The sequence below is a fragment of the Planococcus liqunii genome (assembly GCF_030413595.1).
In the GTDB taxonomy this organism is placed as follows: domain Bacteria; phylum Bacillota; class Bacilli; order Bacillales_A; family Planococcaceae; genus Planococcus; species Planococcus liqunii.
Genome location: NZ_CP129238.1, coordinates 543,030 through 568,691 on the forward strand (window position 1 = coordinate 543,030; position 25,662 = coordinate 568,691).

22 protein-coding genes, 9 tRNA genes and 3 rRNA genes are annotated in these 25,662 nt (G+C 47.8%); 31 read left to right on the forward strand and 3 right to left on the reverse strand.

Annotated elements, in window-relative coordinates:
• Positions 1-141 precede the first annotated feature (141 nt).
• From QWY22_RS02830 to tsaD, 27 genes are all read left to right on the forward strand, one after another.
• A complete protein-coding gene (locus QWY22_RS02830) occupies positions 142-969 on the forward strand; it encodes an RsbT co-antagonist protein RsbRA (RefSeq protein ID WP_300982942.1) in 828 nt (275 codons plus the stop codon).
• Positions 969-1,331: an STAS domain-containing protein gene (locus QWY22_RS02835; RefSeq protein WP_036807366.1), complete on the forward strand. Its 363-nt coding sequence runs from the start codon at positions 969-971 to the stop codon at positions 1,329-1,331. Before QWY22_RS02830 ends, QWY22_RS02835 begins: the two co-directional genes overlap by 1 nt.
• A 2-nt stretch (positions 1,332-1,333) precedes the next feature.
• Entirely contained in the window at positions 1,334-1,735 is a 402-nt protein-coding gene (locus QWY22_RS02840) for an anti-sigma regulatory factor (protein WP_224075657.1), read from the forward strand.
• Positions 1,736-1,747: 12 nt separating this feature from the next.
• The gene (locus QWY22_RS02845) at positions 1,748-2,749 is read left to right on the forward strand and encodes a PP2C family protein-serine/threonine phosphatase (RefSeq protein WP_036807361.1); all 1,002 of its coding nucleotides are present in this window, start codon (positions 1,748-1,750) and stop codon (positions 2,747-2,749) included.
• A gap of 93 nt (positions 2,750-2,842) precedes the next feature.
• A complete protein-coding gene (locus tag QWY22_RS02850; protein WP_036807358.1) occupies positions 2,843-3,172 on the forward strand; it encodes an anti-sigma factor antagonist in 330 nt (109 codons plus the stop codon).
• 1 nt (position 3,173) lies between these two features.
• Positions 3,174-3,644 carry an anti-sigma B factor RsbW gene (rsbW, locus tag QWY22_RS02855; RefSeq protein ID WP_036807356.1) on the forward strand — a complete coding sequence of 157 codons (471 nt, stop codon included), beginning with the start codon at positions 3,174-3,176 and terminating at the stop codon, positions 3,642-3,644.
• Positions 3,622-4,404 carry an RNA polymerase sigma factor SigB gene (gene sigB / locus QWY22_RS02860; protein ID WP_036807353.1) on the forward strand — a complete coding sequence of 261 codons (783 nt, stop codon included), beginning with the start codon at positions 3,622-3,624 and terminating at the stop codon, positions 4,402-4,404. Before rsbW ends, sigB begins: the two co-directional genes overlap by 23 nt.
• Positions 4,404-5,003, forward strand: coding sequence for a PP2C family serine/threonine-protein phosphatase (locus QWY22_RS02865; RefSeq protein WP_300982943.1), 600 nt, complete (start codon positions 4,404-4,406; stop codon positions 5,001-5,003). The genes sigB and QWY22_RS02865 overlap by 1 nt, the downstream gene beginning before the upstream one ends.
• A gap of 336 nt (positions 5,004-5,339) precedes the next feature.
• Positions 5,340-6,587, forward strand: coding sequence for an MFS transporter (locus QWY22_RS02870; protein ID WP_300982944.1), 1,248 nt, complete (start codon positions 5,340-5,342; stop codon positions 6,585-6,587).
• A gap of 131 nt (positions 6,588-6,718) precedes the next feature.
• Positions 6,719-8,890, forward strand: coding sequence for a Tex family protein (locus tag QWY22_RS02875; RefSeq protein WP_300982945.1), 2,172 nt, complete (start codon positions 6,719-6,721; stop codon positions 8,888-8,890).
• Positions 8,891-8,971: 81 nt separating this feature from the next.
• Positions 8,972-9,427, forward strand: coding sequence for a SprT family protein (locus QWY22_RS02880; protein ID WP_300982946.1), 456 nt, complete (start codon positions 8,972-8,974; stop codon positions 9,425-9,427).
• 93 nt (positions 9,428-9,520) lie between these two features.
• Positions 9,521-9,595, forward strand: a tRNA-Asn gene (locus QWY22_RS02885).
• Positions 9,596-9,599: 4 nt separating this feature from the next.
• Positions 9,600-9,674: transfer RNA gene (locus QWY22_RS02890), tRNA-Glu, on the forward strand.
• A 211-nt stretch (positions 9,675-9,885) separates the two neighbouring features.
• Positions 9,886-9,962, forward strand: a tRNA-Met gene (locus QWY22_RS02895).
• Positions 9,963-9,966: 4 nt separating this feature from the next.
• Positions 9,967-10,042: transfer RNA gene (locus tag QWY22_RS02900), tRNA-Asp, on the forward strand.
• Between the two features lie 6 nt (positions 10,043-10,048).
• Positions 10,049-10,123 (forward strand) — tRNA-Gln (locus QWY22_RS02905).
• 120 nt (positions 10,124-10,243) lie between these two features.
• Positions 10,244-10,329: transfer RNA gene (locus tag QWY22_RS02910), tRNA-Leu, on the forward strand.
• A gap of 8 nt (positions 10,330-10,337) precedes the next feature.
• Positions 10,338-10,414 (forward strand) — tRNA-Arg (locus QWY22_RS02915).
• 28 nt (positions 10,415-10,442) lie between these two features.
• Positions 10,443-10,516, forward strand: a tRNA-Gly gene (locus tag QWY22_RS02920).
• A gap of 172 nt (positions 10,517-10,688) precedes the next feature.
• Positions 10,689-12,238, forward strand: a 16S ribosomal RNA gene (locus QWY22_RS02925).
• A gap of 288 nt (positions 12,239-12,526) precedes the next feature.
• Positions 12,527-15,460, forward strand: a 23S ribosomal RNA gene (locus QWY22_RS02930).
• A 60-nt stretch (positions 15,461-15,520) separates the two neighbouring features.
• A 5S ribosomal RNA gene (rrf, locus tag QWY22_RS02935) occupies positions 15,521-15,636 on the forward strand.
• Together the 16S, 23S and 5S rRNA genes with 9 tRNA genes alongside form the textbook arrangement of a ribosomal RNA operon.
• Before the next feature lie 12 nt (positions 15,637-15,648).
• Positions 15,649-15,721, forward strand: a tRNA-Asp gene (locus QWY22_RS02940).
• 171 nt (positions 15,722-15,892) lie between these two features.
• The gene (tsaE, locus tag QWY22_RS02945; protein ID WP_300982950.1) at positions 15,893-16,348 is read left to right on the forward strand and encodes a tRNA (adenosine(37)-N6)-threonylcarbamoyltransferase complex ATPase subunit type 1 TsaE; all 456 of its coding nucleotides are present in this window, start codon (positions 15,893-15,895) and stop codon (positions 16,346-16,348) included.
• A complete protein-coding gene (gene tsaB, locus QWY22_RS02950) occupies positions 16,345-17,040 on the forward strand; it encodes a tRNA (adenosine(37)-N6)-threonylcarbamoyltransferase complex dimerization subunit type 1 TsaB (protein ID WP_300982955.1) in 696 nt (231 codons plus the stop codon). Before tsaE ends, tsaB begins: the two co-directional genes overlap by 4 nt.
• Complete coding sequence (gene rimI, locus QWY22_RS02955; protein ID WP_300982956.1) at positions 17,037-17,492, forward strand: ribosomal protein S18-alanine N-acetyltransferase; 456 nt, start codon at positions 17,037-17,039, stop codon at positions 17,490-17,492. Before tsaB ends, rimI begins: the two co-directional genes overlap by 4 nt.
• Entirely contained in the window at positions 17,485-18,504 is a 1,020-nt protein-coding gene (tsaD, locus tag QWY22_RS02960; protein WP_300982957.1) for a tRNA (adenosine(37)-N6)-threonylcarbamoyltransferase complex transferase subunit TsaD, read from the forward strand. The genes rimI and tsaD overlap by 8 nt, the downstream gene beginning before the upstream one ends.
• A gap of 409 nt (positions 18,505-18,913) precedes the next feature.
• On the opposite strand, the gene QWY22_RS02965 is transcribed toward tsaD, so the two are convergent.
• Positions 18,914-20,854 (reverse strand): ABC-F family ATP-binding cassette domain-containing protein, encoded by a 1,941-nt coding sequence (locus QWY22_RS02965; protein ID WP_300982958.1) that lies wholly within the window; start codon positions 20,852-20,854, stop codon positions 18,914-18,916.
• A 176-nt stretch (positions 20,855-21,030) separates the two neighbouring features.
• Between QWY22_RS02965 and QWY22_RS02970 the strand changes: the two genes are divergently transcribed.
• Complete coding sequence (locus tag QWY22_RS02970; protein ID WP_036812144.1) at positions 21,031-21,663, forward strand: redox-sensing transcriptional repressor Rex; 633 nt, start codon at positions 21,031-21,033, stop codon at positions 21,661-21,663.
• A gap of 53 nt (positions 21,664-21,716) precedes the next feature.
• On the opposite strand, the gene QWY22_RS02975 is transcribed toward QWY22_RS02970, so the two are convergent.
• Positions 21,717-22,502 (reverse strand): CPBP family intramembrane glutamic endopeptidase, encoded by a 786-nt coding sequence (locus tag QWY22_RS02975; RefSeq protein WP_300982959.1) that lies wholly within the window; start codon positions 22,500-22,502, stop codon positions 21,717-21,719.
• Positions 22,503-22,696: 194 nt separating this feature from the next.
• On the opposite strand from QWY22_RS02975, the gene groES reads away from it, so the two are divergent.
• From groES to QWY22_RS02990, 3 genes are all read left to right on the forward strand, one after another.
• Positions 22,697-22,981 carry a co-chaperone GroES gene (gene groES, locus QWY22_RS02980; RefSeq protein ID WP_036812147.1) on the forward strand — a complete coding sequence of 95 codons (285 nt, stop codon included), beginning with the start codon at positions 22,697-22,699 and terminating at the stop codon, positions 22,979-22,981.
• Positions 22,982-23,160: 179 nt separating this feature from the next.
• Positions 23,161-24,792 (forward strand): chaperonin GroEL, encoded by a 1,632-nt coding sequence (gene groL, locus QWY22_RS02985; protein ID WP_300982960.1) that lies wholly within the window; start codon positions 23,161-23,163, stop codon positions 24,790-24,792.
• A gap of 201 nt (positions 24,793-24,993) precedes the next feature.
• Positions 24,994-25,347 (forward strand): YolD-like family protein, encoded by a 354-nt coding sequence (locus tag QWY22_RS02990; protein WP_300982961.1) that lies wholly within the window; start codon positions 24,994-24,996, stop codon positions 25,345-25,347.
• A gap of 60 nt (positions 25,348-25,407) precedes the next feature.
• Here QWY22_RS02990 and QWY22_RS02995 read toward each other — a convergent pair whose 3' ends face one another.
• Entirely contained in the window at positions 25,408-25,635 is a 228-nt protein-coding gene (locus tag QWY22_RS02995; protein ID WP_300982962.1) for a hypothetical protein, read from the reverse strand.
• Between the last annotated feature and the right edge of the window lie 27 nt (positions 25,636-25,662).

Sequence of the window (25,662 nt, forward strand, 5' to 3'; positions counted from 1 at the left end):
GTTGTCCAGACGAGAAACTCCATAGACAGCTGACAAAATAGATGTGAAAAAAATAGTTTTCCGATACAATAAAGGATAGAGTATATAAAACCAATAGGAAGCAAGCGTTATATAGTGGTTCAGGGAGGGTTCTGGAAATCGATGAATAAGAAAATGGCTGGATACATCCAGGAAAATTCCACGGAGATTATTTCAAAGTGGCAGGAATTGATGAAAAACGAGAAAGACGAACGTTCTTTCCAAGTGATGCCGACCGATTTAATGAATCAGACGAGCAAGGAATTCGCTGATTTGATGGTCTCGAATTTATTGGAAAGCCATCAGGCATATGAGAATCGGTTAAACGATTTTGCAGAAAAAGTTGTGCGCCTCGGTTGGTCGATCACTTTTGTGACAAAGGCGATTACTCATTTTTCAGAAGTGGTATTCGAAGGCATGCAAGAAAAGGGAATAATCACAAAAGACAATTTCAGTGATTTCTATAAAGAGTTCAACAATTGGATCATCCCGATCCGGGACAGCACCATTGATACATATTCAAAAACTTGGGAACGGACAGTAAGTCTGCAAAAAATTGCGCTTCAGGAACTTTCTGCGTCGCTTATTCCGGTCTTTGACAAAGTATCGGTTATGCCGCTTGTCGGAACGATCGATACAGAGCGTGCAAAACTTATTATGGAGAATTTGCTTGAAGGTGTCGTAAAACACCGGGCGGAAGTAGTGCTTCTTGATATCACAGGTGTTCCGGTCGTCGATACAATGGTTGCGCACCACATTATCCAGGCGGCAGATGCCGTGCGTTTAGTGGGAGCAAAATGCATGCTGGTCGGCATCCGTCCGGAAATTGCACAAACAATTGTAACGCTGGGCATCAATTTGAACGAATTTACAACTACGAGCACGCTGCAGCGTGGAGTAGAGCAGGCACTGGCTTGGACAAATCGCCAAATCGTGGAGGTTGAAGAATAATGAACTTTCGAATTCCAATTTTAAAGCTGCGGGATACGCTTATTGTATCCATCCAATGGGAACTGGACGATCAAACGGCCATTCAATTTCAAGAAGACTTACTGACAAAGCTGCACGAAACGAGTGCACGTGGAGTAGTCATTGACTTAACATCAATCGATTTTATCGATTCATTTATCGCAAAAGTCCTGGGAGACGTCATCAGCATGTCAAGCCTAATGGGAGCGCGAGTGGTTATTACCGGTATCCAGCCAGCAGTGGCTATCACTTTAATCGAATTAGGAATTCGACTTGAAGATGTAATGACAGCACTGGATTTAGAAAATGGCTTGGATAAACTTCAACTGGAATTGGAGGCTTAAATATGAGCAACCAGTCTTCGGTGGAAATATTGACGGAATGGGATATTGTCGCCGCAAGGCAGCTCGGGCGCAATGTAGCGAAAGAGCTGGGCTTTGGCACAGTAGATCAGGCTCGCATTACGACAGCTATCAGCGAGCTTGCCCGAAATATATACCTTTACGCCGGTCAAGGGCGAATTGAAATCCAGCAATTAACGGAAAATGGCGTTAAAGGGATTTTAATCATTGCAGCAGACCAGGGGCCCGGAATTCCAGACGTACGAAAAGTAATGGAAGACGGATTCTCGACTTCAGGCGGTTTGGGAGCGGGTTTGCCCGGTGTCAAACGGCTAATGGATGAATTTAAAATTGAGACGATCCCGGGTGAAGGGACAGACATTAGAGCTACAAAATGGCTTCGATAGGGGGAGCACACTATGGTCCACAAAATCGAAAATCAATACAAAGAAATTTTGAATCAGTATATGCAAAGGCAGTCTGAACAAAATCTGTATGTGGGTCAAAACTTCAGCCGCCAGCTTATTTCTGAAAACATCTCTCCAGAAGAAGTGATCAGTGTCCACAAAGCGGCAATGCAGGAAATTTACAAGGAGCTGCCGGATGTTGTCTGGCATTCCTTTGATTTTCTGATTGAAATGATGATCAATTACGGCTTGGCTCTACAGGAACGCCAAAGCTTACTGCAGCGCCAGGAAGAAATACGGGTGGAAATGGATTTGGCGGCGAATGTTCAGGAAACTTTGCTGAAAACAAAGTTGCCGGCCTTAAAAGGTTTGGATATTGGCCTATTGTCGATTCCTGCCCGCAAAATGAACGGAGATTACATATACTTTATCAGTGACGAAGAAGGCCATGCCGGAATCGCCGTTGCCGACGTAATCGGCAAAGGACTGCCGGCAGCTCTTTGCATGTCCATGGTCAAATTTGGCATGGACAGTTTGAATAATTCCCCGGCCAGCCCAAGTGAAGTACTGGGCGTCATCAACCGGGTGGTTGAGAAAAGCATTGATGATTCTATGTTTGTTTCCATGTTCTACGGCCGCTACGATGCAAGCACTGCGGCGTTGACTTATGGGTCTGCAGGGCATGAACCGGCTATTTTGTACCGTTCAAAAACGGGTGAATTTGATGAACTGTATGCAAAAGGGCTGCTTCTCGGCGTTTCTCCGGCTGCGGCATACGAAGAACATACGGTCCAACTGGAAGAGAACGATCTGGTTATCATGATGACGGACGGCGTAACCGAAGGGCGCACCGATGAAGGCTTTATCGAGCGTGAAGTTATCTTTGAGTTGATCCAACAGAAAAAAGATGAACCGGCTCAGACCATTGTCCAACACGTCTACGACGAGCTGGAACGGATGCAGAATGCAGAGCTTCGGGACGACTTTACACTAGTTATTTATAAAAAAGTCTAATCCTAGGTTTAAGAACCACTTCCAAGTGGTATTTAAACTTACGATGGCTTTTTTAAGTTCAAGCGAATTAAAGAAAAACGGGGTGTCAAATAGATGAATATTCAAGTGGAACTAGAAGAAACGGACAATAAATTAAAAGGTTATATACATGGGGAAATTGATGCGCATACTGCGCCGGTTCTTCGGGAAAAATTAGAAGCTTACCAAAACAAAGATGGCGTAAATGCAGAGTTGGATCTTTCCGACGTTAATTATATGGATAGTACTGGATTAGGCGTTTTTGTGGCATTCTACAAATCAGTAAATGCCAAAGGCGGGCATGTGAAGCTGACTGGCCTCTCGTCCCGTTTGAAACGGTTATTCGACATAACTGGTTTGGGCGATATCATGGATATCGAATCAGTTGGAAAAGGTGGTAATTGATATGCGTCCTTTCGATTATGTTGAAATGAGGGTTCCCGCTAAATCACAATACGTTGGAGTTGCGCGTCTGACCATTTCAGGGTTGGCAAGCCGTATTGGATTTACGTTTGACGATATTGAAGATTTGAAAATTGCTTCAAGTGAAGCGGTGACAAATGCGGTTCAGCACGCTTATACAGAAGGTGAAGAAGGCGAAGTTGTTATTGGCTGTGCCCTTTATGGAGACAAAATTGAGATAATGGTTGCCGATCATGGACAAAGCTTTGATTTTGAAGAAACAAAAGCGAAGGTTGGCCCTTATCACGATCAGGAAGAAGGCGCTTTTCTTCGCGAAGGAGGTCTTGGCCTGTACTTAATCGAAACCTTAATGGATGAAGTGAAAGTCCATCATCAGGAAGGCGTTACGGTCTTCATGACAAAGTATGTTGGAGGAGAGCAGGTGGAAGAGGATGTCGAAACGATCTCATCCTAATCAGCCGACCAAAGAGCAAGTGCTTGAATGGATTGAGGCTTACCAGAAAAACGAAGACGAAGAAGCCCAAACAATGCTCGTCATGAATTACAAACGGCTTGTTGAATCGATTGCACGCAAATATTCCAATGGTAAATCTTACCACGAGGACATTGCACAAGTAGGCATGCTTGGGCTTCTTGGTGCCATCCGGCGCTACGACCCTTCTTTTGGCAGAAGTTTTGAAGCCTTTGCAGTTCCGACAATCATCGGTGAAATTAAACGATTCCTGCGGGACAAAACGTGGGCAATCCATGTGCCGCGCCGCATCAAGGAATTAGGGCCGCGCATCAAATCGACGGTTGAAGTGCTGACACGCGAACTCCAACGCTCGCCGCAAGTATGGGAAATCGCCGAGTATTTAGATGTTGACGAAGATGATGTACTGGAAGCAATGGAAATGGGCAAGAGCTACCAGGCTCTTTCAATGGACCATTCTTTGGAAGCCGATTCAGATGGCAGTACAGTAACCTTATTTGACGTTGTCGGGCAAGAAGACGATGGTTACGAAAAAGCGGATCAGCGCATGCTTGTAGCGAATGCGATGAATGTGCTTTCTGAACGGGAAAAGCAAATCATCCAGTATACCTACATAGAGCAGCTGAGCCAAAAAGAAACTGGGGACAAGCTGGGGATTTCCCAAATGCATGTTTCCCGTCTGCAGCGCAAAGCGATTAAGAAACTGCAAGAAGCTATTTTGGCAGCCGGCGGAGTTTCATAGTGGAGAAAATACAGCATAGTTTTGTGGATGCCTTTATCTTCAATGAAGCAAAAAAAGGGAATTATGAATCCGGCGACAGTTACCATACTGTTTTAACGGATGAGTATTTCATTTGCTCCATAGCCGATGGTCTTGGAAATGGTCCTGTGGCGCGCGAATCTTCACAGGTTATTCCTGAAATACTAGAAGAGTTTCACCATGAAACCATTGATGAACTGATGAAACGGTTCAATGATCTGATGGTTCAAAAACGAGGGGCAGCTGTAGCGATCTTCAAAGTGGATTTTAAGAAAAAGACACTTGAATACAGCTGTGTCGGGAATATCCGGTTTTATCTGTACCGGAAAGGAACCGATGAAATGATTTACCCTTTGCCTGTTATGGGCTATTTATCGGGGCGCCCGCAGAAATTGCGGACGCAGCTTTACACGTATGTAGAAGATGATTTGTTCCTTATCCATTCCGATGGCGTGGAACTGCGAAATCCGAAAGCTATGATGCGCCAAGCGGGAATTCCTGAGCGCCTGTATTACGATATCCTGCGTTCGATTCAGACCGGCGATGACGCAACATTTATAGCGGGAAGCCTACTCAAATGAGTGGGCTTCTTTTTTTGTCTTCTTTTATATACGAAAACCAAAACCAATCAATTTTACTTAAAATTCTGACAAAATAGAGTGATTTTAATTCTATATATTGAAAGCGCTTTCTCATAAACTTCTATATATCAAAGAGCCTCTGATTGTGGAAAAAGAAACGATGCAGTCCAGAGATCTTGTAGCTGCAAAAAGCTTTGATAAAACACAAAGAAGTGTTATCTGAAAGGAGGAATAGATAGAGCACAGTGGCTTGAATGGCTGGACCAATATGCATGATTGACGGAGATGCCAAGGCAGATGGAAAACAAATCGAATTATCGAGGAGGATTGATGGAGATGGCTTTATTGAAAAATGGCATTAAGTATGAAACTAAATTGGTTATGCTCTTTTTTGTAGCTTGGGGATTTTTGTATTTGGATAGACAGGCCATATCGATGTTAATGCCAATGATTATTGAAGATATTGCGCTCAATAATACGAAAATCGGCCAAATCAATATGTGGCAAACAATCGGTTTTGCGATTTCCGCACCAATTTTTGCTATACTTTCAGACCGCTTGGGGCATAAAAAGCAAATCCTGTTTTGGGCTACACTTATTACGTCGATTCTCGCACTGATTACTATGTTTGCAGGGTCTTTCAACTATTTGCTGATTGTGCGGACTTTGCTCGGGGCCAGTGAAGGAATTATTCTTCCCATCTCGATTTCGATGCTGGCTGCCGTTTCCCGTCCGACCACTCTCGGCCGGAACATGGGACTGGTATACGCAGGAGCTGCTGTCATTGGCGTCGCGATTGGGCCGGTGGTCGTCACGCAATTGGGTGAACTGTTTGATTGGCGCTATGCGTTCTTATTTGTCAGCCTACCTAGCTTCATTGCGGCCATGTTGATGCTGAAAGTCGTCAAAGAAGTGGAGGTGTCTCCGCTCGCTGCAGAAGCAAGCAGCGTTACGGTCAGCAGCATTTTGAGCGGCTTGAAAAACCGGAACATCTTAATCTGTACGCTCATCAGTGTATTCTGCATGGGAGCGATGTGGACATTCAACTCATTCCTGCCGCTTTATTTGACGCAAATCAGCCAGCTGTCGATCACGCAAATGGGTATCGTCTTCTCACTGTTCGGCTTGCTGACGATTGTATGGCAAATCTTCATTCCTTATTCTTCTGATAAAATCGGAAGAAAGCCGGCAATGACGGGCTACTTGGCGATGGCGATGGTCACGCCGCTCGTATTGTTCATTTTCCCGAATTCAGCTGCGAGCCTGGTGATTCTGGTACTGTTCGGCGGAATCATATTGGCGATGAATACGATTTACCAAAGCATCATCCCGGTCGAAAGTGTTTCACCTTTGGTCATGGCTTCCGCTAATGCCTTGATCATGGGCGTGGGCGAACTGATTGGGGCCTTCTCCATCGGATTCTCCGGAGTTTTGGCAGATGCCTATAGCCTGACGGCAGTGATGCTCGTCGTTCCGATTTCTTACTTTGTCGCTTTCCTGATTTCGTTTGGCTTAATCGAAACTTTGAGAACAAAAACGGCGGCCAAAGAACAGGCTTTGGTGAAAGCCACTCCGGAAATTTGATCCGGCAGCAACTTGATTTTCTTGTAACGCACACTTAACTGAGTAAGGGAAGAAGAAGCGGGAGCCAGCTTAAACAAGTTGGCTTCTTTTTTCTGTGTTAAAATAATAAGGAAATGAAGGGAAGTGTCTTTATGGAAATGCAACAAATTCATGCGTTGATCGCCAAAGAAACCGGTGTGCGTCCGAATCAGGTAGGCCAAGTTATTGCGTTGATTGAAGACGGCAATACCGTTCCGTTTATCGCACGTTACCGAAAAGAAGCGACAGGGTCGCTCGATGAAGTGCAGATCAAAGCCATCGATGACCGTTATACATATATCCAAAACCTGGAACAGCGAAAAATAGAAGTCATCCGCTCGATCACTGAGCAAGAAAAACTGACGCCGGAGCTTGAAAAGGAAATTTTGGGCGCTACGGTATTGCAGCGTGTAGAAGATCTCTACCGGCCTTACAAACAAAAACGCCGCACAAAAGCGACGATTGCCAAAGAAAAAGGGCTGCAGCCGTTTGCTGATTGGCTTATGGAATTCCACAAAGAAAATCCGACGGCTAAAGCAAATGAGTTTATCAATAAAGAAGCCGGAATCGAATCGGCAGAAGAAGCCATTCAAGGCGCACAGGACATTTTGGCGGAATCATTCGCAGATGATCCGGATATCCGTGAAAAGGTCCGGTACATGACCCGCAAAAACGGCACCATAGCGACCACTGCCAAAAAGAACCACGAAGATGAAAAACAAGTGTTTGAAATGTATTACGAATACGAAGAAGCGATTCAAAAAATCGTTCCCCACCGGATTTTAGCCATTAACCGCGGCGAGAAAGAAGATGTCTTGAAAGTCTCCATCAATCCGCCGGTAGACCGAATTCTGACGCTTATGAAAAACAAATGGGTCAAAACATCTTCGGCTGCAGGTGAAATTGTGGCTGCCGCAATCGAAGACAGCTACAAACGGTTGATCCAGCCGTCCGTTGAGCGTGAAATCCGAACCGAGCTGAGTGAAAAAGGGGAAACGCAAGCCATTCATATCTTCTCGGAAAACTTGCGCAATCTGCTGCTGCAGCCGCCGATGAAAAACAAAATGGTGCTTGGGGTAGATCCGGCTTACCGGACAGGCTGCAAATTAGCCGTCATCGATGAAACCGGGAAACTGCTGGAAGTGGCCGTTATTTATCCTCATGCCCCGCGAAACGATCAAGCGGGTGCGAAAAAAACAATGAAGCAGCTCGTTTCAAAATACCCGATTGAAATTATGGCCATCGGAAATGGCACGGCTTCGAGAGAGACCGAGCAATTTGTTGCCGATTTCATCTCGGAAACCGATAAAGGCATTTCCTATGTCATTGTCAATGAAGCGGGGGCGAGTGTGTACTCGGCATCCGACATCGCCCGCGCTGAGTTCCCGAATCTTCAAGTGGAAGAGCGGAGTGCCGCTTCGATTGCGCGCCGTCTGCAGGATCCGTTATCGGAACTCGTGAAAATCGATCCGAAAGCGGTAGGGGTCGGACAGTATCAGCACGATGTGTCGCAGAAGAAGCTGGCGGACCAGCTGACCTTTGTCGTCGAGACAGCGGTTAACCAGGTAGGCGTGAACGTAAACTCAGCATCGGCTTCCTTACTGCAGTATGTAGCAGGTTTGAGCAAAACGGTGGCGGAGAACGTCATTAAAATGCGGGATGAAAACGGCCGTTTTACTACGCGTGCCCAGCTCAAGAAAATTCCGCGCCTTGGTGCGAAAACTTATGAACAGGCAATCGGGTTCCTGCGGATTCCGGAAGGAAAAAATCCATTGGACGCAACGGGCATCCATCCGGAAAGCTATGATGTTGCAGACAAACTGCTGAATTTGGTTGGAGCGGATAAGAAAGATGTCGGCAAGCCGGAAGTGGCAGAGAAATTAGGGCAGCTGCCGCTGAACGAACTCAGCGATAAATGGGGCGTCGGCGAAGTGACGCTGCAGGATATTCTGGATGCACTGAAAAAGCCGAACCGGGATCCGCGCGACGAATTCCCACAGCCTTTATTGAAAAGCGATATTTTAAAAATGGAAGACTTGCTGCCAGGCATGGAAGTGCAAGGAACCGTCCGCAATGTTGTGGACTTCGGTGCCTTTGTAGACATTGGCGTAAAGCAGGACGGGCTCGTCCATATTTCGAAATTGAAAAAAGGATTTGTGAAACATCCGCTGGAAGTCGTAGCGGTTGGAGATATCGTCACCGCGTGGGTGGAAAAAGTCGAAAAAGACAAAGGGCGCATTGCCTTGACGATGCTGCCGCCGAAACAACAAATCGAACAGGGTTAAAAAATGCCCATGCACAGACAGCCGCTTCTTGTTAAAATAGAAGCGGCTGTTTTATTTAAGAAAAGAAATAGGTGAGTGACAATGACCAACAACGAACTGACAGAACTGATAAAAGAAATCTCCCATTCCGTATTTCGTAAACCATTTCGCCACAAAGGGATTTTTAACACCCGTTTAAGAACCACAGGCGGAAGGTACTTGTTGAGATCGCACAACATCGAAATCAATCCGAAGTCATATGAGAAATTCGGTTTCAGCGAATTGGAAGGAATCATCAAACATGAACTGTGCCATTACCACTTACATATAGAAGGAAAAGGCTATAAACACCGGGATGCGGATTTCAGAACGCTGCTGAAAGAAAGCGGAGCTCCGCGCTTTTGCTCGTCAATCGAACCGCGAGCAACAACCGCAAAGCCGGCTAAACGCTATGTATACGAATGCGTCGCCTGCAATGCAAACTACGTCCGGAAGATCCGGATGAATGTCGAAAGGTACCGCTGCGGAAGATGTTCCGGAAAGCTTTCTCTAAAATAATAAAAAGAAATTCAAAAAGGTATTGACGATTCATCAGGACCTCTTTATAATAGAAAAAGTCGACAAGTACTTAAACAGTTCTTGAAACACTATTCCGAAGTAGCTCAGTGGTAGAGCACCGCACTGTTAATGCGATGGTCGTAGGTTCGAGTCCTACCTTCGGAGCCATTAAGGCCCCTTGGTCAAGTGGTTAAGACACCGCCCTTTCACGGCGGTAACACGGGTTCGAATCCCGTAGGGGTCACCAATCATTTTAAAAAGCAGTTGAGTTAAATTGCTATTTTGAAATACATACTTTAGAGAAACTCCTTACATATCTTATAAAGTAATATTATTGTCGCGGGGTAGAGCAACGAGCCGTATGAAAACGGCGAAGTTACACCGAAGCAGCCGAAGGCGATGCAGGTGTCCGCTACAAAAGAAGCGTAAGAGAAACAAAGTATTACTACTATTATTGTCGCGGGGTAGAGCAGTTCGGTAGCTCGTCGGGCTCATAACCCGGAGGTCGCAGGTTCAAATCCTGCCCCCGCAACCAAAAAGGTCCCGTGGTGTAGCGGTTAACATGCCTGCCTGTCACGCAGGAGATCGCCGGTTCGATCCCGGTCGGGACCGCCATTTTATTGGGGTATAGCCAAGCGGTAAGGCAACGGGTTTTGATCCCGTCATGCCCTGGTTCGAATCCAGGTACCCCAGCCATTTTTAATGCCGATCTAATTGATAACAACGCAATGATTATTGGAATGGAAAAATCAAAAAAGATGTTGACAATTGATTGTCTAAGTTCTATAATAGAATTTGTCCCTAAAATAATTTTATGCGGTCGTGGCGGAATGGCAGACGCGCTAGGTTGAGGGCCTAGTGGGAGAAATCCCGTGGAAGTTCGACTCTTCTCGGCCGCACCATACGCAATGCGCCCGTAGCTCAATTGGATAGAGTACTTGACTACGAATCAAGCGGTTAGAGGTTCGAGTCCTCTCGGGCGCGCCATCATTTTTCTTTCTTATAACTTTTATATGCGGGTGTAGTTTAGTGGTAAAACCTCAGCCTTCCAAGCTGATGATGAGGGTTCGATTCCCTTCACCCGCTCCATAATTTTAAAACTATGAACCTTGAAAACTGAACAGCAAAACGTCAACAAATAGCAACGGCCGCGCAAAACGGCCCGCGCAAATGTACTGATCAGGCTTCGGCCAGATCAAGCGACTCGCGCACCTTTCGGGGTGGCGAGACGCCAGCAAGTATTTGAGCAATCAACTACTCTATAATGGAGAGTTTGATCCTGGCTCAGGACGAACGCTGGCGGCGTGCCTAATACATGCAAGTCGAGCGGAACACTTGGAGCTTGCTCCAAGCGTTTAGCGGCGGACGGGTGAGTAACACGTGGGCAACCTGCCCTGCAGATCGGGATAACTCCGGGAAACCGGTGCTAATACCGAATAGTTTGACCTCCCTCCTGGGAGGTTACGGAAAGACGGTTTCGGCTGTCACTGCAGGATGGGCCCGCGGCGCATTAGCTAGTTGGTGGGGTAACGGCCCACCAAGGCGACGATGCGTAGCCGACCTGAGAGGGTGATCGGCCACACTGGGACTGAGACACGGCCCAGACTCCTACGGGAGGCAGCAGTAGGGAATCTTCCGCAATGGACGCAAGTCTGACGGAGCAACGCCGCGTGAGTGATGAAGGTTTTCGGATCGTAAAACTCTGTTGCGAGGGAAGAAACCGTGCCAATTAACTACTGGCACCTTGACGGTACCTCGCCAGAAAGCCACGGCTAACTACGTGCCAGCAGCCGCGGTAATACGTAGGTGGCAAGCGTTGTCCGGAATTATTGGGCGTAAAGCGCGCGCAGGCGGTCCTTTAAGTCTGATGTGAAAGCCCACGGCTCAACCGTGGAGGGTCATTGGAAACTGGGGGACTTGAGTGCAGAAGAGGAAAGTGGAATTCCATGTGTAGCGGTGAAATGCGTAGAGATGTGGAGGAACACCAGTGGCGAAGGCGACTTTCTGGTCTGTAACTGACGCTGAGGCGCGAAAGCGTGGGGAGCAAACAGGATTAGATACCCTGGTAGTCCACGCCGTAAACGATGAGTGCTAAGTGTTAGGGGGTTTCCGCCCCTTAGTGCTGCAGCTAACGCATTAAGCACTCCGCCTGGGGAGTACGGCCGCAAGGCTGAAACTCAAAGGAATTGACGGGGGCCCGCACAAGCGGTGGAGCATGTGGTTTAATTCGAAGCAACGCGAAGAACCTTACCAGGTCTTGACATCCCGCTGACCGCCCTGGAGACAGGGCTTTCCCTTCGGGGACAGCGGTGACAGGTGGTGCATGGTTGTCGTCAGCTCGTGTCGTGAGATGTTGGGTTAAGTCCCGCAACGAGCGCAACCCTTGATCTTAGTTGCCAGCATTCAGTTGGGCACTCTAAGGTGACTGCCGGTGACAAACCGGAGGAAGGTGGGGATGACGTCAAATCATCATGCCCCTTATGACCTGGGCTACACACGTGCTACAATGGACGGTACAAAGGGCTGCCAACCCGCGAGGGGGAGCCAATCCCAGAAAACCGTTCTCAGTTCGGATTGCAGGCTGCAACTCGCCTGCATGAAGCCGGAATCGCTAGTAATCGTGGATCAGCATGCCACGGTGAATACGTTCCCGGGCCTTGTACACACCGCCCGTCACACCACGAGAGTTTGTAACACCCGAAGTCGGTGAGGTAACCCTTGTGGAGCCAGCCGCCGAAGGTGGGACAGATGATTGGGGTGAAGTCGTAACAAGGTAGCCGTATCGGAAGGTGCGGCTGGATCACCTCCTTTCTAAGGATAATATCGGAACGGAGCTTACGCTCCGGTTGACGTTTTGCGTTCAGTTTTGAAGGTTCACTGAAAGGCGAAAAACGCCGTTCAGCTCAACCGGCTGCTGGAAGGCTTGACTTGACATGCTTGCATGTCGAAGGAAAGCGTGAAGCAGACGCGGGAGCTGGCGTTTGGAGCTGGACATGACACTTCAACCCTTGTTCTTTGAAAACTGGATATGACGACATTGAAACAACGAAAACAAGCAACACGAGTGATGAGACCGATTTTTTCGGTCGACTTTCTAATGGTTAAGTTAGAAAGGGCGCACGGTGGATGCCTTGGCACTAGGAGCCGAAGAAGGACGGCACTAACACCGATATGCTCCGGGGAGCTGTAAGTGAGCTTTGATCCGGAGATTTCCGAATGGGGGAACCCACCGCCTTTAATGGGGCGGTATCCATGTGTGAATTCATAGCACATGAGAAGGCAGACCCAGGGAACTGAAACATCTAAGTACCTGGAGGAACAGAAAGCAAATGCGATTCCCTGAGTAGCGGCGAGCGAAACGGGATCAGCCCAAACCAAGAGGCTTGCCTCTTGGGGTTGTAGGACACTCAATACGGAGTTACAAAAGAAGCGGTTAGGCGAAGCGACCTGGAACGGTCCGCCACAGTGGGTAACAGCCCCGTAGCCGAAAATCGCTTCCCTCCTGAGTGGATCCTGAGTACGGCGGAACACGTGAAATTCCGTCGGAATCCGGGAGGACCATCTCCCAAGGCTAAATACTACCTAGTGACCGATAGTGAACCAGTACCGTGAGGGAAAGGTGAAAAGCACCCCGGAAGGGGAGTGAAACAGATCCTGAAACCGTGTGCCTACAACTAGTCAAAGCCCGTTTATGGGTGATGGCGTGCCTTTTGTAGAATGAACCGGCGAGTTACGATTGCATGCAAGGTTAAGGTGAGAAGCCGGAGCCGCAGCGAAAGCGAGTCTGAATAGGGCGAATGAGTATGCAGTTGTAGACCCGAAACCAGGTGATCTACCCATGTCCAGGGTGAAGGTAAGGTAACACTTACTGGAGGCCCGAACCCACGCACGTTGAAAAGTGCGGGGATGAGGTGTGGGTAGCGGAGAAATTCCAATCGAACCTGGAGATAGCTGGTTCTCTCCGAAATAGCTTTAGGGCTAGCCTCAAGATAGAGAATCCTGGAGGTAGAGCACTGTTTGGACTAGGGGCCCATCCCGGGTTACCGAATTCAGACAAACTCCGAATGCCAGTGATTTATGCTTGGGAGTCAGACTGCGAGTGATAAGATCCGTAGTCAAGAGGGAAACAGCCCAGACCACCAGCTAAGGTCCCCAAATATCCGTTAAGTGGAAAAGGATGTGGCGTTGCTTAGACAACCAGGATGTTGGCTTAGAAGCAGCCATCATTTAAAGAGTGCGTAATAGCTCACTGGTCGAGTGACACTGCGCCGAAAATGTACCGGGGCTAAACGGATTACCGAAGCTGTGGATGGACATCGTAGATGTCCGTGGTAGGAGAGCGTTCTAAGGGCGTCGAAGCGGGACCGGAAGGATCCGTGGAGCGCTTAGAAGTGAGAATGCCGGTATGAGTAACGAAAGACGGGTGAGAATCCCGTCCACCGAATGCCTAAGGTTTCCTGAGGAAGGCTCGTCCGCTCAGGGTCAGTCGGGACCTAAGTCGAGGCCGATAGGCGTAGACGATGGACAACAGGTTGATATTCCTGTACCACCTCCCCGCCGTTTGAGCAATGGGGGGACGCAGAAGGATAAGGCGAGCGCGCCGTTGGTTGAGCGCGTCCAAGCAGCAAGGTGGGAAACGAGGCAAATCCCGTTTCCATCAACATTGAACTGTGACGGCAAGGGGCATATGCCCTGGAGTCCCTGATTTCACACTGCCAAGAAAAGCCTCTAGCGAGGCGGGAGGTGCCCGTACCGCAAACCGACACAGGTAGGCGAGAAGAGAATTCTAAGGTGAGCGAGTGAACTCTCGTTAAGGAACTCGGCAAAATGACCCCGTAACTTCGGGAGAAGGGGTGCTCTGGTAGGGTGTATAGCCCGAGAGAGCCGCAGTGAATAGGCCCAGGCGACTGTTTAGCAAAAACACAGGTCTCTGCAAAACCGTAAGGTGACGTATAGGGGCTGACGCCTGCCCGGTGCTGGAAGGTTAAGGGGAGTGCTTAGCGCAAGCGAAGGTGCGAACTGAAGCCCCAGTAAACGGCGGCCGTAACTATAACGGTCCTAAGGTAGCGAAATTCCTTGTCGGGTAAGTTCCGACCCGCACGAAAGGCGTAACGATCTGGGCACTGTCTCAACGAGAGACTCGGTGAAATTATAGTACCTGTGAAGATGCAGGTTACCCGCGACAGGACGGAAAGACCCCGTGGAGCTTTACTGCAGCCTGATATTGAATTTTGGTGCAACTTGTACAGGATAGGTAGGAGCCAGAGAACCCGGAGCGCCAGCTTCGGGGGAGGCGTCGGTGGGATACTACCCTGGTTGTATTGAAATTCTAACCCACGCCCCTGATCGGGGCGGGAGACAGTGTCAGGCGGGCAGTTTGACTGGGGCGGTCGCCTCCTAAAGAGTAACGGAGGCGCCCAAAGGTTCCCTCAGAATGGTTGGAAATCATTCGCAGAGTGTAAAGGCACAAGGGAGCTTGACTGCGAGACGTACAGGTCGAGCAGGGTCGAAAGACGGGCTTAGTGATCCGGTGGTTCCGCATGGAAGGGCCATCGCTCAACGGATAAAAGCTACCCCGGGGATAACAGGCTTATCTCCCCCAAGAGTCCACATCGACGGGGAGGTTTGGCACCTCGATGTCGGCTCATCGCATCCTGGGGCTGTAGTCGGTCCCAAGGGTTGGGCTGTTCGCCCATTAAAGCGGTACGCGAGCTGGGTTCAGAACGTCGTGAGACAGTTCGGTCCCTATCCGTCGCGGGCGCAGGAAATTTGAGAGGAGCTGTCCTTAGTACGAGAGGACCGGGATGGACACACCGCTGGTGTACCAGTTGTTCCGCCAGGGGCATCGCTGGGTAGCTATGTGTGGCCGGGATAAGTGCTGAAAGCATCTAAGCACGAAGCCCCCCTCAAGATGAGATTTCCCATTGCGCAAGCAAGTAAGATCCCTCAAAGACGATGAGGTAGATAGGTTCGGGGTGGAAGCGCGGCGACGCGTGCAGCTGACGAATACTAATCGATCGAGGACTTAACCAAACCGTTGTTTTCACCATGTCGCATATCCAGTTTTGAGGGCGCAAGCACTCAGAAAAATAGTCCAGTGACGATGGCAAAGAGGCCACACCCGTTCCCATCCCGAACACGGAAGTTAAGCTCTTTTGCGCCAATGGTAGTTGGGGGTTTCCCCCTGTGAGAGTAGGACGTCGCTGGTCTGTTTTTTTTTTGGTCCCGTGGTGTAGCGGTTAACATGCCTGCCTGTCACGCAGGAGATCGCCGGTTCGATCCCGGTCGGGACCGTATTTCAAAATAAACACAGCGATCCCGCTGTGTTTATTTTTTTTGTATTTCTATCGTTAAACAGAAAAAATAATTGGTTCTTTTGCCAAATGGGCTTTTGAAGAAAGATATTTTGATTTACTGCTATTTCTTCGCTAAACTATGTTAAGACTCAAACGAGGTGACACGCTAATGATGTATACAATAGAAGTTAATTCTCCAGAGGAAACGGAAGAATTTGCAGCCAAACTTGCTGGCTTTCTGCAGCCGCAGGACCTTTTGACATTGGAAGGAGACCTGGGCGCCGGAAAGACAACATTCACGAAAGGGCTCGCCAAAGGGCTTGGAATTGAACGAATGGTGAATAGCCCGACGTTTACGATCTTAAAGCAATATGAAGGGGACTTGGATCTAAACCATTTTGATGTCTATCGTTTGGAAAACAGTGATGAAGACATCGGTTTTGAAGAGCTTTTCGAAAGTGAAGCAGTTTCCGTGGTTGAATGGGCATCCTTCATTGAAGATTACTTACCGAAAGAACGGCTGGAAATCATCATCACCCGGCATGCTGAAGAGAGCCGGAGCATTGAGTTTCATCCCATTGGCAGCCGTTATGAAACTTTGTGCAAGGAGCTAAACTTATCATGATTTATTTAGGCATCGATACATCAAATTCTCCATCAGCTATTGCGCTGATGTCTGATGACACCGTTTTGATAGAGGAAATCACCAACTTGAAAATCAATCATTCGTTGACGGCCATGCCGGCTATTGAAGAGATGATGAAAAAGGCCAAAGTTGCTCCGAAAGATTTAACACATATTGCAGTGGCTGAAGGGCCGGGGTCTTACACCGGTGTCCGCATTGGACTGACCATTGCCAAGACGCTTGCCTGGTCATTGAAGCTGCCTTTGCATATGGTTTCGAGCTTAAAAGTGTTGGCAGCAAACGGCCAGTATTTTGATGGGCTGATTTGTCCGGTTATGGATGCGCGACGTGGCACGGCTTTTACTGCGTTATACGACGGGAAAACTCTGGAGCTGGTCATTGAGGATCAGCACAGCCATTTCAAGGAGTTTTTAATAAAAGCCAAAGCATTGGGCAAACCGGTATTGTTTACGGGGATTGATGTTTCCATTCACGAAGAAACCATTCGGGAAGTATTGGGCAGCCAGGCATTTTTCACGGCGCCTCAAAACCGTCTGCCGCGTGCTGTGAATCTGATCATGCTGGCGAAAGAAGTTCCGGCAGCGGATATCCACCACGCCGTTCCGGAGTATCAGCGCATTACGGAAGCTGAAGCGAATTACATCAAAAGCCAGGAAGGGCAAAGCTCATGAGCGACGATGTGATTTTCCGCAAAATGACGGTAAAAGACATTGATGAAGTGTACGAAATTGAAAAGCTTTCGTTTACCTTGCCTTGGACAAAAGAATCGTTTTACTATGAAATGCTGCATAACGAAAATGCCTATTACGTAGTTGCGGAAACCGAAAAAGGAATTGTCGGCTATTGCGGGATGTGGCTCATCATAGATGAAAGCCATGTCACGAATATTGCAATCCTTCCAGACCAACGCGGCAAAAAATTAGGCGAACGTTTGATGCGGGCAGCGATCGATATTGCAAAAGCGCATGGCGCAGTGCTGATGACCTTAGAAGCGAGAGTCAGCAATCATGTAGCGCAAAGTTTGTACCGTAAATTAGGATTTCAAAATGGTGGCATCCGGAAACGGTATTATACCGATAACCTGGAAGATGCCATAGTGATGTGGGTGAATTTTGATGAATAAAGATATTTATGTATTGGGTATTGAGACCAGCTGCGACGAAACAGCCGCTTCCATTGTGAAAAACGGACGGGAAATCGTTTCTAATGTTGTGGCTTCGCAAATCGAAAGCCATAAACGCTTCGGCGGAGTGGTGCCTGAAATCGCTTCGCGCCATCATGTGGAACAGATTACACTGGTGATCGAAGAAGCGCTTCAGCGCGCTCAGATGGAGCCGCAAGAGCTGGATGCAGTAGCAGTAACGGAAGGGCCGGGATTGGTCGGTGCCTTGCTAATCGGCGTTAATGCGGCAAAGGCATTTGCGTTTGCCAACAGTCTTCCGCTTGTCGGCGTCCATCATATTGCAGGGCATATTTATGCCAACCGCCTGGAGCAGGAAATGGAGTTTCCTTTGCTTGCTTTAGTCATTTCCGGCGGGCATACGGAACTGGTTTATATGAAAGAACATGGCAGTTTTGAAGTGATCGGGGAAACGCGTGATGATGCTGCAGGGGAAGCGTATGACAAAGTGGCAAGAACCTTGAATCTTCCTTATCCAGGCGGGCCTCATATTGATCGCTTAGCGCATGCCAGCGACGGTGCCATTGATTTTCCACGGGTATGGCTCGAAGAAGGATCCTATGATTTCAGTTTCAGCGGCTTGAAGTCGGCTGTGCTGAATTATATGCACAATGCCAAACAGCGCGGAGAAGTGGTGCCGCCTGAACACGTCGCTGCCGGATTCCAAAACAGTGTCGTTGAAGTGGTAACAGCGAAAGCGCTGCGTGCTGCAAAAGAGTACAAAGTGCGCCAAGTCATCGCAGCGGGCGGCGTGGCTGCCAACAAAGGGCTCAGAACGTCTCTGTCTGCAGCGTTTGAACAGCAAGGCATTCCGTTCTTCATCCCGCCTCTTTCCTTGTGTACGGATAACGCAGCCATGATTGCAGCAGCTGGCACCGTCATGTTCGAAAAAGGCATTACAGGAAATATGGCGATGAACGGCCGGCCAGGAATGGTCTTGTCTTCCTGGGGATAAAATTGTTCGCCCTGTGGAAAGCTGATCTGTATCAATAAACTATTAAAGTTCAAAAAAGCGCAGTTGATTCCTGAAAAGGAATGCCAACTGCGCTTTTTTTCTGTTTTCAGATTATTTATTACACAAAAAATCCGTTCGTTGTCAATAGAGAACATTTGTACTTATGCACAATTTGTGCATAACATGTTCATAACTTTCTGAAAAACACCTTCAATTCTATATCTTGTGTACTAGTTATGGGAAAACTTTGTGGATAATAATTAAATTGCCTGTGGATAATGTGGAAAAGTCTGTTGATAGTTGATTTAATAAGAGGAGACATGTGTGCAACTTTGTGGAAACATAAATTTACGGAAAAGGTATTGACCTATATATAGAAAAAGAAAAAACCGCATACAATAGTATGCGGTCAACTGTGGACTTTTTCAAGCTTTTCTTGCAATTCGAGCCAAAATAACATTTTTTCTTCGTGTGCTTCTTTCAACTCGTCCAACTGGCTTTGGAGCGGCAAGACCTTCTCGTGGTCCTGGAAAATCTCAGGCTGGCACAGCAATTCCTCGACTTCAGCGATCTGCTGATCGAGCTGCTCCATTTCCTGTTCGGTTTCTTCGGATTGGCGCAGCAGCTGGCGTTCCAGTTTTTTTGCTTCTTTGTTGATCTGGGATGTGGTTGCAACGGGAACTGTTTTAGCAACGGTCGCTTTTTCTGCATCTTCCAATGCCTGCAGCTCTTCGGTTTCCAGTTTCTTTTCCACGTAATAGTCGTAGTTGCCCAAATACTCCGTCGTGCCGTCACGGGTCAATTCCACCACTTTTGTCGAGAGGCGGTTCATGAAGTAACGGTCATGGGAAACGAATAAAATGGTGCCCGGATAATCGAGCAGGGCGTTTTCCAGCACTTCTTTGCTGTCGAGGTCCAAGTGGTTGGTCGGCTCATCCAAAAGCAGCACATTGGCTTTTTGCATCATGAGCTTAGCCAGTGCCACACGGGCTTTTTCGCCGCCTGACAGTGTAGAGATCGGTTTTAATACGTCGTCTCCGGTAAACAGGAAGCGGCCCAGAATGCCGCGGATGTCTTTTTCGTTAACATGTGGGTAATCATCCCATAATTCATTCAGAACGAGCTTATTGCCTTTTAAGTTGGCTTGTTCCTGGTCGTAGTAGCCGAACTGGATGCCGGTGCCGTAATGAATGGTTCCGGCAAGCGGCTCCAATTCTTTCATGATGGTTTTCAGCAAAGTCGACTTCCCAACGCCGTTAGGGCCGACAAGCGCCAGGCTGTCCTGGCGGTACAATTTCATAACGATGTTTTGCGAAACGGGCTGGCCGCTATAGCCGATGGCGAGCGACTGGACATTCAGCACGTCGTTGCCGCTTTGCTTGGCAATGGTGAAACCGAAACGGGCGGATTTCTCGTCGCCGTCCGGTGCATCCATCCAGTCGGTTTTTTCAAGCACCCGCCGGCGGCTTTGCGCCATTTTGGTGGTGGAAGCCCGGACCAGGTTGCGCTGGACATAATCTTCCAGTTTCGCTTTTTCGCTTTGCTGTTTTTCGAACTGCTTTAAGTCGAGTTCATACTGCTTCGCTTTTTCGTCGAGGTAGCGGCTGTAGTTGCCTGTGTACTTTTTGACTCGGTGGCGCGAGACTTCGTAGACAAGCGTTACCACTTGGTCGAGGAAGTACCGGTCATGCGAAACGATGAGAATCGCACCCGGGTAATTCTTTAAGTAATTCTCGAGCCAGCTCAGTGTTTCAATATCCAAGTGGTTCGTCGGCTCATCAAGAATCAGAAGCTGGGGTTTGCTGAGCAGCAGTTTTGCCAGCATCAAGCGCGTTTTCTGGCCGCCGGATAACGACACCACTTTTTTGTCGTAGTCTTCGGGATAAAATTTCATACCGTGGAGAATGGCGCGTGTATCGGCTTCAAACTGGTAGCCGCCTGCATCCTTGAAATCGTGCTGCAAAGTATCGTATTCTTTCATGACTTTTTCGTATTGGACGGCATCGTCGTAGACAGCTGGATCGGCCATTTGGGCTTCCAGTTCCCGGAGTTTTGCTTCTTGTTCACGGAAATGACTAAAAATCGTCATCATTTCGTCCCAGATGCTTGCTTCCGATTCGAGGTCGGTTTGCTGTTCCAAATAACCGATGGTCAGATCTTTCGGCATAATGATATCGCCGCTGTCATATGAAATTTCACCGGAAATGATCTTCAGCAAAGTCGACTTTCCTGCGCCGTTGCGGCCCACGAGTGCAACGCGGTCGCGGTGTTGGACTTCCAGTTTGACGCCGGCAAGAATCTCATCGGCACCGAACGATTTATGGACTTGGTTAACTTGTAATACAATCATGTGGGTCACCTCTATTCTTCTTAAGTGTAGCTGATGGGCGTATTGTTCGCAATCAAGCCAGCTTTACATATCGGGCCGCCTCAGGTAAGATAAAATCGATTTGATTCACTATCCATAGACGCAGGAAAAAAAGAATCCCCAGTGAATCTTTAGACGACCGCAGGAGGTAACGTTGCATGTTACACGAACCATCAAAAATTCCACAAGCCACTACAAAACGGTTGCCGCTTTATTACCGCTTCCTCCAGAATTTCGCGAATGCCGGGCAAAAACGGATTTCTTCGCAGGAATTAAGTGAAGCGATGAAAATCGATTCGGCCACAATACGCCGCGACTTTTCCCATTTAGGTGCATTGGGCAAAAAAGGGTATGGCTACGACGTTCAGGACTTATTGGCGTTTTTCCGCAAAACACTCGACCAGGATGAAGCGACCAATGTGGCGCTGATCGGCGTCGGGAATTTGGGAAGCGCATTTCTAAAGTATAATTTTCAGCGCAACCACAACACGAAAATCGTGCTGGCATTCGACTCGAATTCACCTCTTGAAGGGGAGAAAATCAGCGAAATCGATACATTCCACCCCGATCGGATCGAAGAGAAAATCGAGGAATACGGGATCGAACTGGTGATTTTGACGGTTCCCTCGCGCTCGGCCCAGGAAGTTACAGACCGCCTGGCAAAAACGAACATCAAGGGCATCTTGAACTTTACGCCCGTCCGCATTTCGGTGCCGGACCACATCCGCGTGCAGACCATCGATTTATCGGTCGAACTGCAGACCTTGATCTACCAAATCAAACAGCATTGAAAAAACCTTCCGCCGAAACGAGTTCGGGGAAGGTTTTTTATTGGCCAGCTTTTTCACTGCATCTGTTCAAGCTGTTTCAGGAAATTTTCGAGTTTTTCCATGTTCAATTGCGCAATCATGACAAAGCCGTTGAGCATCACGTGAGCAATGATCGGCGTAATGATCCGCTTTGTTTTCTGGTAAAGGAAAGCTAGCACAATGCCGGTCGAGAAGTAGATCAGCAAATGGCTGAATTCCAAATGCACAGCGGCGAATACGAGCGCGCTGACAGCGGTGGCGAGAAAGAAATTGGTGGTCTGGTTCAAGGAACCGAATACCACCCGGCGGAACACCAGCTCTTCCAGTACAGGTCCAAAAAAGACGACCGCCAGAAGTGCCCACGGGACGACTTCAACCAATTTGGTGATGGATGCGGTATTTTGGGATCCCGGAGCGATGCCGAACAATTCTACTTCTATCAGCGCCGCGATGATTTGGGCGAAGTAGACGAGGAAAAAGCCGAGTACGCCCCAGCCGATTGCTTCAAGCAAACCGGCTTTTTTGCCTTTCCAAATATTGAAGAATTGCTTGTCCCGGAGAATAAGGAACATCGCCGCAATAAACCCGATGCCCATCGTCCAGACGATCAGCCAACCGGAAGTGCTGGCGGCCGCTGTCGCCTGGTCCATGCCTTGGCCGAGGAAATAATTAAGTGTCGGTGTTATAAATAAAATCGGTGCAAGTTGCACAACGATAAAAATCAACAGGATATAAAGTGGTGTTCTTTTGCCTTTTCGGCTCGCTTTGACACTGTACTTGGAGCGGCCTGTGTCGGCTTTTGCTTTAATATTCATTTTCATAAAGCGGATTTCCTTTCGTTTAACAGATTACTTTCATTGTAGAGGTTTCAAAACGGAACCGCAAAGAATAAAAAAAAGTGAATGTTTAGACTTGCAAATGGAAGGGGATTTTATTAAACTGAGAAGTGGGTTAGCACTCTAGGTGTTAGAGTGCTAATGTGGAATATTTAGATAATCTGAGGAGGGTGTTTCAATTGTTAAGACCATTAGGAGATCGCGTTATTATTGAGCTTATCGAAGCAGAAGAAAAGACTTCAAGCGGTATCGTATTGCCGGGTTCGGCACAGGAAAAACCGCAGGAAGGCAAAGTGATCGCTGTAGGTAATGGAGTTATCCGTGACAATGGACAGCGCACTGAACTGGAAGTCCAAGAAGGCGACCGGATCATCTTCTCAAAATACGCAGGCACTGAACTTAAATATGAAGGCAAAGAATATTTGATCTTACGCGAAAACGATATTTTAGCGGTATTGGGCTAAAAATTAATATGCAGTATTGCGCAAAACAGCTACGCTTTCCTGCGGGCTTGCGCCGAACTAACTCGGGCTAATGGCCCGAGTGGATTTCGGCACTGCGCTGTCCCGCGGGAGTCTCCGCTGTTTTGCTCCATATCGCGACTTGAAATATTTGGGAATTAAAATAGAGGAGGAAACTATTCATGGCTAAAGAAATTAAATTCAGCGAAGATGCACGCAGTTTGATGGCTGCTGGTGTTGATAAATTAGCAGATGCAGTAAAAGTGACGCTTGGGCCAAAAGGGCGCAACGTGGTACTTGAGAAGAAATTCGGATCACCTCTTATCACCAACGACGGTGTAACGATTGCAAAAGAAATCGAGCTTGAAAACGCATTTGAAAACATGGGTGCGAAATTGGTGGCGGAAGTTGCTTCTAAAACGAACGACATCGCAGGTGACGGTACGACAACGGCAACGGTTCTGGCGCAGGCTATGATCCGTGAAGGCTTGAAGAACGTAACTGCAGGCGCTAACCCTGTCGGCATCCGCCGCGGGATTGAAATGGCTGTAGAAAGCGCTGTTGAAGGCTTGAAAGCTGTTTCCCAGCAAATCGAAGGCAAAGAATCGATCGCACAAGTTGCAGCGATTTCTTCTGGAGACGCTGAAGTCGGAAACTTGATCGCTGAAGCAATGGAGCGCGTTGGCAACGACGGCGTTATCACTTTGGAAGAATCACGCGGCTTCACAACTGAACTGGATGTAGTCGAAGGGATGCAATTCGACCGCGGATACCAGTCTCCTTATATGGTAACGGATTCCGAGAAAATGGAAGCTGTCTTAGACAACCCATTCATTCTTGTAACAGATAAGAAAATCGGCAACATCCAGGAAATTCTTCCTGTGTTGGAGCAGGTTGTACAACAAAGCAAACCGCTATTAATCGTTGCGGAAGACGTTGAAGGCGAAGCACTTGCTACATTGGTAGTGAACAAATTGCGTGGCACATTCAATGCAGTGGCTGTTAAAGCTCCTGGATTCGGTGACCGCCGCAAAGCAATGCTTGAAGACATCGCAACATTGACTGGCGCTGAAGTGATCACGGAAGATCTTGGCCTTGAGCTGAAAACGACCAACATCACACAACTTGGCCGCGCTTCTAAAGTGGTTGTTTCGAAAGAAAACACAACCATCGTTGAAGGTGCTGGAGACCAAGCGAAAATTGTTGGCCGCGTATCACAAATCCGCAGCCAATTGGAAGAAACAACTTCTGAGTTCGACAAAGAGAAATTGCAGGAACGTCTGGCGAAACTTGCTGGCGGTGTTGCAGTCATCAAAGTCGGAGCAGCTACTGAAACTGAGTTGAAAGAACGCAAACTTCGCATTGAAGATGCATTGAACGCAACTCGCGCAGCAGTTGAAGAAGGTATCGTTGCCGGCGGCGGTACTGCGTTGATTAACGTATACAACAAAGTAGCTGAACTTCTTGAAACGCAAGAAGGCGACATCGCTACAGGCGTTAACATCGTTCTTCGTGCACTTGAAGAGCCGGTTCGCCAAATCGCTACAAACGCAGGCCTTGAAGGATCCATCATCGTTCACCGCCTGAAATCAGAAGAAGTCGGCATCGGCTTCAACGCAGCAAATGGCCAATGGGTCAACATGCTTGCAGAAGGAATCGTTGACCCAACGAAAGTGACGCGTTCAGCACTACAAAACGCAGCTTCTGTTGCGGCTATGTTCCTGACAACTGAAGCAGTTGTTGCAGACATCCCGGAACCAGCAGCACCAATGGGCGGAATGCCTGATATGGGTGGCATGGGCGGCATGATGTAATTAAACATTCCGAAAACCTCGAAAAACCGAGGTTTTCGGTTTTTTTTGTTTTGTGGAGTCGCATTTGATGAATGAAATCCATAGTAAAAAGATAGCCAATAAAATGGCTGTCTTTTTATTTGTTTAAATAGGATTGTTAATGGAAAAGAGGTGGTATAGAATAAGAACAAGTGTTCTTATTTAGATTAGGAGGCAATGGGGATGAAAATCAATCAACAATTAAGGGTCATTAAGGACCGGGGAACCATCAAGTGGCAAGGCATGTTGTTAAATGAACCTGTAAAAATGCAGCAAGAAGAAGTGGAAGAAGATAAAACGATGCCTCAACCGAAATTGGATGCATATGACCTGCAGCTGATCCAGGAAGAATTGGAATGGGCCCTTAAACGCCGATGCAATGTTATTATCCATACGTGGAAGGAAGGCAAAGTGACCAGGCATTATGGTGCGATTTTAAGTATTGATCAGACTGCTAACATACTCACCTATGCAGATCCATTTAAGGATCGCACATTAAATTCGGCCGAGATTGTATCAGTGAATATCGTCGATTAAAGAGAATTCTCCGTTCATCTGTTCAAGGAGGCATGGAAGAATGGCGAAAAAAGTGGTAGCTTAATTTAAATTGCTGAGAAAGCGCAGCAATAATCTCGGGATGAATAAAATGACATTCCAGACGATGCTAAGAACAACTTCAATAAATAACGTAAAACTAAATTCCGAAATTAATTCCACAAACCAATTGTCTCTTAGTTTTCTTTTCTTTTTCTCAATCTCCATGATCAGCACTCCGTTTCCTTTATAAATTTTGCTGCAGCAAATCGCTTTATTAAGAATATTCATCGTAAAATCCTATTTCTTCCAGTATAC